Consider the following 8,816-nt stretch of genomic DNA (forward strand, 5'->3'; position numbering starts at 1 on the left):
AGCATCTTGCTAATCAGAAAACTTTTTGTGGTTTAGCGGCTCAACTTCCCCGCCCAAGCCCAAGGGATATTCTCCAAACCGCTTAATATGGTGCTTTCGGAATGAACCTAAGCCATTAGCAAAGCCGTTATTTAATCAAAATTATAATTCACTACTAGCTAAACGATAACCAATACCGGTTTCGGTCAGCAAATAGCGCGGTTTAGTTGAGTCTGCTTCTAGTTTTTGGCGCAGTTGTCCCATATAAATCCGCACATAATGGTCGTGTTCCACATAGGCTGCCCCCCACACATTTAACAGTAATTGTCGGTGCGTCATCACCTTACCCGCATGACAGACTAACGCATTCAAAAGCCGGTATTCGATGGGTGTTAAGTGGATTTCCCGCTCGCCGATAAAAACCTGACGGCGGGATAAATCAACCCGTAAATCGCCTTCGCAAAATTCAGTTTCCGTACTGCCGGGTTTAACTTGATTGATGTGGCGAATGGCTACCCGAATCCTGGCCAATAATTCGCCTATGCTGAATGGTTTGGTCAGATAATCGTCCGCCCCGGCATCCAATGCGGTTATCTTGTCTTGTTCCTGACTTCTTGCCGATAAGACGATAATAGGCACACTCGACCATTCCCGTACTTTGTTGATGACTGTAATTCCATCCATACGTGGTAAGCCCAGATCGAGAATGACTAGATCAGGCTTTCGGGTGGATACTTCAACCAAACCTTGTTCGCCCGTATTAGCTTCGAATAAAACAAACCCACTTGCACTTAAGCTCGTCCGTAAAAAACGGCAGATTTGGGGGTCATCTTCGATAACCACGATGATTGATTTTATGCTATCCATCTTGATGGGCTTCTGCTTCCAGTTCTGGCAGCGTCTCATCCATCGGCAAGACAAAATAAAACTCTGCACCGCCTTCAGGGCGATTATTTGCCCCAATCAGGCCACCGTGGGCAATCACTATCGCCTTGCAGATCGACAAACCCAAGCCCACTCCGCTTTGGGAGCTTTCCCTGTCTAAGCGATAAAATTTGTCGAACAACTTTTCTTCTTCCCCAACTGGGATGCCCTGACCTCGGTCGGCAACGGTCACTTTTAAGGTATGCACTGACCGTTCCGCTGAAATATCAATGGGGCTTCCAGATGGTGTGTATTTACAGGCATTTTCCAATAAATTTATCAGCACTTGTTCCATCAAAACGGCATCGAGACGTACTAAACATAAACCTTCAGGAAGCTTGGTATTCACTATCCGGCTTTCAAGCTTCTTATGTAGTCGAGCTAAAGCGCCGCCGATAATTTCATCTAAAGGATACCATTGCCGATTAAGTTGTGCTTTCCCAGCATCCAGACGCGCCATGTCCAGGATGTTGTTGGTCAAATTCGACATCCGCAGTGCTTCATCGTAAATCGTAAGCCCTAATTCTTGCCGATCCGCTTGCAAAAGCTGGGTATCTTTATCTACTAGCGTACTGGCTGCGCCTACAATGGATGCCAATGGTGTCCGTAAGTCATGCGAAATCGCACTAAGCAAAGAATTACGCAATGATTCCGATTCAATACGTATTTGGGATTGCTGTGCATCTTCAGAGAGACGCACACGTTCAATCGTTTGCACAATTTGATTGATGAAGGTATCCAGCAACCGTCGCTGCTCGGGCAGAAACACCCGTCGTAAATTGGCAGCACGTAAAGCCAGCACGCCAATTACGCCCCGATAGCCAGTCATCGGGAAATACACAGCATTAGCACCCGGTAACGTATCTGTACCCTGGCCTGCAATTTGTCCATGATCGAAAACCCATTGGGCAACTCCAAGATCGCAACCCCGTAAAGATTCCGATAATGGCGACTCTAATGGATAAATGACGCGACCACCCTCAGATGGCAACAACAACACATTGGTGCCTCCGAATTCAGCCTGAATATGCCGTACAGCAATTTTTGCCGCGTCAGTCAATGTGCGGCTGACAGCCAGCTCTTCGCTTAAGGCATATAAAACTTTGGCGCGCCTTTCCCGATGTGCGGCAACTTTGGTTTGCGCCCGCATATTGCTCGTCAGGTGGCTGATAACCACACCAACCAGCAGCATAATCACAAAGGTAACCAAATATTGGGCATCCGCAACTGAGAACGTATGGATAGGGTCTACAAAGAAAAAATCAAATGCCAGGACGCTTAAAAAAGAAGTCAGAATGGATGCTTCACGGCCAAAACGGGCAGCCACAAAAACCACACCCAGCAAATAAACCATCACAATATTCGCGAGTTCAAATCGCCCGGTCATCAACCAGCTAATCAGGCTACAGCACGTGGTCGTACCTATTGCCCATCCCAGCCCTAACCATCGTTTTTTAGACCTATCCCCAGTAGGATAATAAAAGCGCGTCGATTTAGTTTTAGTTCCATTTTTTAGTGAAGCTAATTCATCACTTTTAAAACCCGCTGGACTGCCCAATAAATAAATGTTGATATTATGCGCCTCAGAAATCAGCACATCGACCATTGAACCTAATAACCACCGCTTCCAACCCCTCCGGCTCGGTTTGCCCAACACAATTTTGGTGACATTGCGATTCTTAGCAAAATTCAATATTTCTTCGCTAATAACCAGCCCAGATAGCGTCGCCGTCTCTGCGCCCAAGGTTTCGGCAAAACGTAATACGCGCAGCACTTCATCGCGTTGTTCGGGAGTTAAACGCTGAAGTTTTGGGGTTTCGACATAAGCGACGATACATTGTGCATGCAGGCTTGCTGCCAAGCGTTTACCTGCGCGTACCAACCGTTCAGCAATCGCGTTAGGGCCGATACAAATCAAGATGCATTCACCGATCTGCCATATATCCCGGATGGCATTATCATCCCGGTAATCCAGCATTTGGGCATCAACCCGGTCAGCGGTAAGCCGTAGCGATAATTCCCGCAATGCAATCAGGTTGCCTTTGCGAAAGAAGTTTTGCATTGCCCGTTCGGCTTGCTGGGGTATGTAAACTTTGCCTTCTTTCAGGCGAATCAATAAGTCGTCGGGCGGCAAATCGATTAACTCAATTTCATCGGCAAGTTCAAAAACCGTATCGGGGACTGTTTCCGTTACCTGTACCCCAGTAACCTGGTTGATGTCGTCATTCAGGCTTTCCAAATGTTGAACGTTTAGGGTGCTATAAACATCAATACCCGCCTTCAAGAGTTCGTCAATATCCTGCCAGCGTTTCGGGTGACGGCAACCTAACGCATTACTGTGGGCTAACTCATCGATTAAAATTAAAGTCGGATTGCGTTTTAGTGCGCCATCCAAATCAAACTCACGTTGCACAGTCCCTCGATGTTGCACCAACTTAGGCGGCAAGACATCTAATCCTTGTAAGACGGCAATGGTTTCTTGGCGATTATGGGTTTCGACCAGCCCCACAACTACATCCATGCCTTTTAGCCGTTTGTCATGGGCGGCTAAAAGCATGGCGTAGGTTTTACCGACACCTGCGGCTGCCCCGAAAAATATTTTTAATCGGCCACGTTTGCTCTGTTGTTCCTCACGTTCCACACGGGCGAGTAATACATCAGGATTTGGGCGTTCGCTACTCATGATGTTTGATTCGTCGATCTTATGTGCATAATTTGCATTTAGGTAACCAATTTTAAGGGCGATTTCGGCATCCTCTACCTAGTCGCGTTGAAACTGTTTATCAGTAAATGTTTATTTCCCCTTTTTCAAACGGGGAAGCGAATAATTACCCTGGGCTTGAACTGTAGCCTGGAGCGTAGTGAGAATTTCCTGGCATTGTGAAGAAATCAACCTTTTCTTGCCCAGGGATAGTTCTGTTGACTTGATATTGGTATTCAGACGAGAAAGCCTTAAGACTTCGTTAGTCAGGTTCATGAACCGACCGTATGCTGTCTGTGCGTTTTTCAGGTCTGAATTATCCCTTAATGCAGCAATACCGCTCAGAGTATTAAGGGCTTTTTTAGCTGATCCGTCATAAGATTTGATGCTTTGTTCAATTTTATCCATCTGTTTGTCATCCGCCTCTTCAATATGGGGTTTGTGGAGGGCAAATATTTTAAAGCTGGCTGTGAGTGCTTCATGCGCAGGCATGACAGCCTCACTGCATTGATTATTCTTATTGTCCCGCTGGATTATTCGGTTCAAGCTCTCTTCAAATCGTACAATTTCTTGGGCGCATTGTGTTGAGGATATTTTTTGGGCCTTGAGATTGGTGTTTTGGATTGCTAGGTTCAGGATCGTTTCGTCTAATTTTCTATATTGCGACCAGCAAATATTGAATTCATTAACCATTTCTGTCTCTTTTGGGTGCTTGCCTTGCTGGATGATGGATTCGAGTTCCTTTCGTTTTTTTTCCAAGCTTTCGGCAGCTTGGCGAGCTTGAGTGGCAAATGCTTCTGATTCCTCGTCGGAAATAGCCAAGACAGCGTTTTTTCAGCCGCATTAGCTTCGAGTAGATTAATCCGCATCTTAGAGACTAAGTCGCTCTTAATAGACTGGGTCTCGAATGGATTGTAACCCGCCTTATAGAGGATGCCATACAGTGTGAAAGCGCCCAAAACAGTAAGTGTTATTAGCCCGGGCAAGATTGCGAAAAATCTTTTCTTAGTTTTTGGTTCCATAATTTAGCCTACTAACTTAGTTTAAGCTCGATTTCGTTTAATCCTTTAGACAGAAAATCAATCCAAGAAATATTCACCAAAAATCCATGTCACATCCTGGTCGGCCTAGTGAGCAGCAACCAAAGCCAGATTTAATTTCAGGACATTAACTCGCGGCTCTCCTAGCAACCCCCATAGCCGTCCCTCAATATGCGACTTCATCAATTGCCGAAGTTTTTCCGGGTCAATTTTACGCGCTTTGGCGATACGGTTGACTTGATACTCGGCCGCAGCAGGGCTAATGTGCGGATCAAGGCCACTGGCTGAAGCGGCGATCAGGTCAACCGGAACAGGTGTTTTATTTTCAGGATCGACGACCTGCAAAGTCGCAATACGGGATTTGACTGAGTCTACTAAGGTTGGATTGGACGGCCCTTGGTTAGAACCACTCGAAGCGCCTGCATTATAAGGGCTAGGCGAAGTCGCAGAAGGGCGTCCCCAAAAATAATCGGGTCGGGAGAAGGGTTGCCCGATAAGTTCAGACCCAGCAATATGCGCCTTGTTGACGATTAAACTGCCGTTGGCCTGATTCGAAAATAGCATTTGTGCGCCAAAGGTCACTAACAGCGGATAGGCAATACCGGTTAAGAACGTAAAAAACACGAGCATAAGTAATGCAGGTTTGAGTTGTTGAGTCATGATACTTTCCTCCGTTAAAGCACTAAGGCTGTCAAGCCGAGATCGATTAACTTGATCCCGATGAAAGGCACAATCACACCGCCGCCGCCGTAGATGAGTAAATTATTGCGAAGTAAGACTTCAGCGCTTTGCGGGCGATACGCGACACCTTTTAATGCTAAAGGGATTAACGCAACGATGATCAGGGCGTTAAAAATGACGGCGGCAAGGATAGCATTGTCCGGACTACTAAGACCCATTATATTAAGCGCCCCCAATTCAGGATAAGTACTCGCAAAAGCGGCAGGGACAATCGCAAAATATTTCGCCAAATCGTTCGCTAAACTGAAAGTCGTTAACGCACCGCGCGTCATCAGCATTTGCTTGCCGGTTTCGACGATTTCGATCAGTTTTGTTGGATTTGAGTCTAAATCGACCATATTGCCGGCTTCCTTAGCAGCTTGCGTACCTGAGTTCATCGCCACCGCCACATCAGCCTGGGCTAGTGCAGGCGCATCGTTGGTGCCATCTCCGGTCATTGCGACCAAGCGGCCTTCCGCCTGTTGCTCGCGGATGAGCTTAAGTTTGGCTTCCGGAGTTGCCTCCGCCAGAAAATCATCGACCCCGGCTTCCGCTGCAATGGCGGCTGCGGTCAAACGGTTGTCACCGGTTATCATGATGGTTTTAATGCCCATACGTCGTAGCTCAACAAAACGTTCCTTGATGCCGCCTTTTACGGTATCTTTGAGTTCAATTACACCTAATACACGACCACCTTCAGCCACTAATAACGGTGTGCTACCCCTACGTGCCACGTTATCAGCCAGATTTTTTGCTTCATCCGGAAACTTTCCCTGTTGCGATTCAACATACGCGCGAATAGCATCCGCTGCACCTTTACGGATTTGACGGTCGCCGATGTTAACGCCACTCATTCGGGTTTGCGCGCTGAACGCGACAAAGGTAGCGCCTAATTCTTGGATATTGCGTTCCCGTAGCGCGAATTTTTGTTTGGCTAAAATGATAATACTGCGGCCTTCCGGCGTTTCGTCAGCTAAGGTGGCTAACTGGGCTGAGTCTGCCAGTTCTTTTTCGCTGATGCCGCCAAGGGGATAAAAGCCAGAGGCTTGACGATTACCTAAGGTAATTGTGCCCGTTTTGTCGAGCAACAACACATCCACATCCCCTGCCGCTTCAATGGCTCTCCCCGAGGTGGCAATCACGTTTTTTTGCATCATCCGACCAATACCGGCGACACCAATCGCAGACAACAAACCGCCTATCGTGGTCGGTATCAAACAAACCAATAGCGCGACCAGCACGGTAATCGAAACGGGCGTGCCTGATTTTGCAATGCCCACACTGTAAATCGAATAAGGCAATAAGGTCACTGTGGTTAGCAAAAAAATTAAGGTCAACGCCACCAGTAATATTGTCAAGGCAATTTCGTTAGGCGTTTTTTGCCGTGAGGCACTTTCCACCATCGATATCATCCGGTCGAGAAACGCTTCACCTGGGTTAACGGTTACGCGCACCACCAGCCAATCGGACAATACCCGTGTCCCTCCCGTGACGGAACTAAAGTCTCCGCCGGATTCGCGGATGACCGGCGCACTTTCCCCGGTAATAGCGCTTTCATCGACCGATGCAGCTCCTTCGATGACTTCACCGTCCGCAGGCACAAAATCGCCTGCTTCGATTAAAACAATATCATCCCGTCTCAATGACGTACTGACCACTTTAGCGTAGTTGTTGCCGTAACGTGGTTCATCCAGTTTCTTTGCCATGAGTTCCCGTTTTGCACCGCGCAGCGATGCCGCCTGGGCTTTGCTGCGTCCTTCGGCAATGCTTTCGGCAAAATTGGCAAATAAGACGGTAAACCAAAGCCAAAAGGTTATCGCAAACATGAATCCGAGTTGTTGATTATCGCCTCGGAAAAGACTTTCCAGGCATAAGCCCGTGGTCAAAATACTGCCAATATAAACCACAAACATCACCGGATTTTTCCATTGCTGTTGCGGCGCTAATTTACGCAACGTATCGAATAGTGCTTCAATCAGAAGCACTTTTGTAATAAACGGATGTGTATGATGTAGGGTCGTCATCTGGTAACTCCTTTTAATAGATAGGCTTAGTGCAGATTTATAAGCTGTAAATGTTCGACAATCGGCCCTAACGCCAATGCTGGCACAAAGGTTAACGCGCCGACCAATAAAATGGTTGCAATCAACAGCAGCACAAATAGAGGGGTATGGGTAGGCAGGGTGCCAACTGTGATCGGTACTGACTTTTTGGCAGCCAATGATCCTGCGATCGCCAACACAGGGATAATGATCCCGTAACGACCAAACAACATGATGATACCTAGGACAATATTGTAAAAAGGTGTGTTGGCGCTTAAGCCTGCAAAGGCGCTGCCGTTATTACCCGCCGCTGAAGAAAAAGCGTATAGGATTTCACTAAAGCCGTGCGCGCCGGGATTGGCAATCCCTGCTTTGCCCGCATCCGTTAGCACCGCCAAAGCAGTACCCATCAAGATAAAGAATGCCGGAATTAAAATAACGATAGCCGCCATTTTGATCTCGAAAGCTTCAATTTTTTTACCCAGATATTCCGGCGTACGGCCAATCATCAACCCGGCAACAAAGACGGCAATGATAGCGAAAACCAACATGCCATAGAGACCGGAACCGACACCACCGAAAATCACTTCACCTAACTGGATCAGGCACATCGGCACCATACCACTCAGTGGCATAAACGAATCATGCATGGCATTGACAGAACCATTTGACGCGGCGGTCGTTGCCGTTGCCCAAAGCACTGAATTGACTATACCAAAGCGGGTTTCCTTGCCTTCCATGTTACCACCTGATTGCGTTAGGCTGGGCGATTGATCGACACCTAACGCCGTCAACAGCGGATTGCCTGCTTGCTCGTAGTGGAGCGTTACCAGTAATGCGCCGAGCAAAACTAAGGTCATGGTGGTTAAAATCGCCCAGCCTTGTCGTGTGTCATTTATCATTGTTCCAAAGCTGTGACACAAGGCGGCGGGGATTAATAAAATCGCCAACAACTCGAGGAAATTCGACAACGGCGTTGGGTTTTCAAAAGGATGCGCGGAGTTGGTATTAAAAAAACCACCGCCATTCGTACCCAATTGCTTGATAGCGACCTGGGATGCCGCCGGGCCTACGGCAATTATTTGGGTATTGGCCTGTTCCGGTTGCGGGTTGGCTTGAACCTGCTCAACTAAGGGAATCTGGACATAAGGTTTGAAAGTTTGCACCACGCCTTGGCTTACCAGGAAGAATGAAAAGATCAGCGATAAAGGCAAGAGTATGTACAAAAGCCCACGGGTCAAGTCCACCCAAAAATTACCGATAGTCGCTGTATTTTTTCGCTGAAATCCACGGATCATCGCTACCAATACGGCCATACCGGTTGCTGCGGACACAAAATTCTGCACCGTTAGCCCCAGCATTTGCGTCAAGTAACTCATCGTCACTTCGCCCGAATATCCCTGCCAATTG

At 47.5% G+C, this 8,816-nt stretch carries 6 protein-coding genes; all 6 read right to left on the reverse strand.

Annotation, left to right across the window (positions count from 1 at the left end):
- Nucleotides 1-141: 141 nt before the first annotated feature.
- Nucleotides 142-846 (reverse strand): response regulator, encoded by a 705-nt coding sequence (locus tag ABL924_RS09780; RefSeq protein ID WP_349026904.1) that lies wholly within the window; start codon nt 844-846, stop codon nt 142-144.
- Entirely contained in the window at nt 839-3,586 is a 2,748-nt protein-coding gene (locus tag ABL924_RS09785; protein WP_349026905.1) for a sensor histidine kinase KdpD, read from the reverse strand. Before ABL924_RS09785 ends, ABL924_RS09780 begins: the two co-directional genes overlap by 8 nt.
- Before the next feature lie 111 nt (nt 3,587-3,697).
- Nucleotides 3,698-4,426, reverse strand: coding sequence for a hypothetical protein (locus ABL924_RS09790; RefSeq protein ID WP_349026906.1), 729 nt, complete (start codon nt 4,424-4,426; stop codon nt 3,698-3,700).
- A gap of 305 nt (nt 4,427-4,731) precedes the next feature.
- A complete protein-coding gene (gene kdpC / locus ABL924_RS09795) occupies nt 4,732-5,304 on the reverse strand; it encodes a potassium-transporting ATPase subunit KdpC (protein ID WP_349026907.1) in 573 nt (190 codons plus the stop codon).
- 14 nt (nt 5,305-5,318) lie between these two features.
- Nucleotides 5,319-7,388 (reverse strand): potassium-transporting ATPase subunit KdpB, encoded by a 2,070-nt coding sequence (gene kdpB, locus ABL924_RS09800; protein ID WP_349026908.1) that lies wholly within the window; start codon nt 7,386-7,388, stop codon nt 5,319-5,321.
- 26 nt (nt 7,389-7,414) lie between these two features.
- Nucleotides 7,415-8,816, reverse strand: a 1,402-nt coding sequence (kdpA, locus tag ABL924_RS09805) for a potassium-transporting ATPase subunit KdpA (protein WP_349026909.1), incomplete at its 5' end; no start/stop codon positions are given.

Source organism: Methyloglobulus sp., assembly GCF_040079455.1.
Classification (GTDB): domain Bacteria; phylum Pseudomonadota; class Gammaproteobacteria; order Methylococcales; family Methylomonadaceae; genus Methyloglobulus.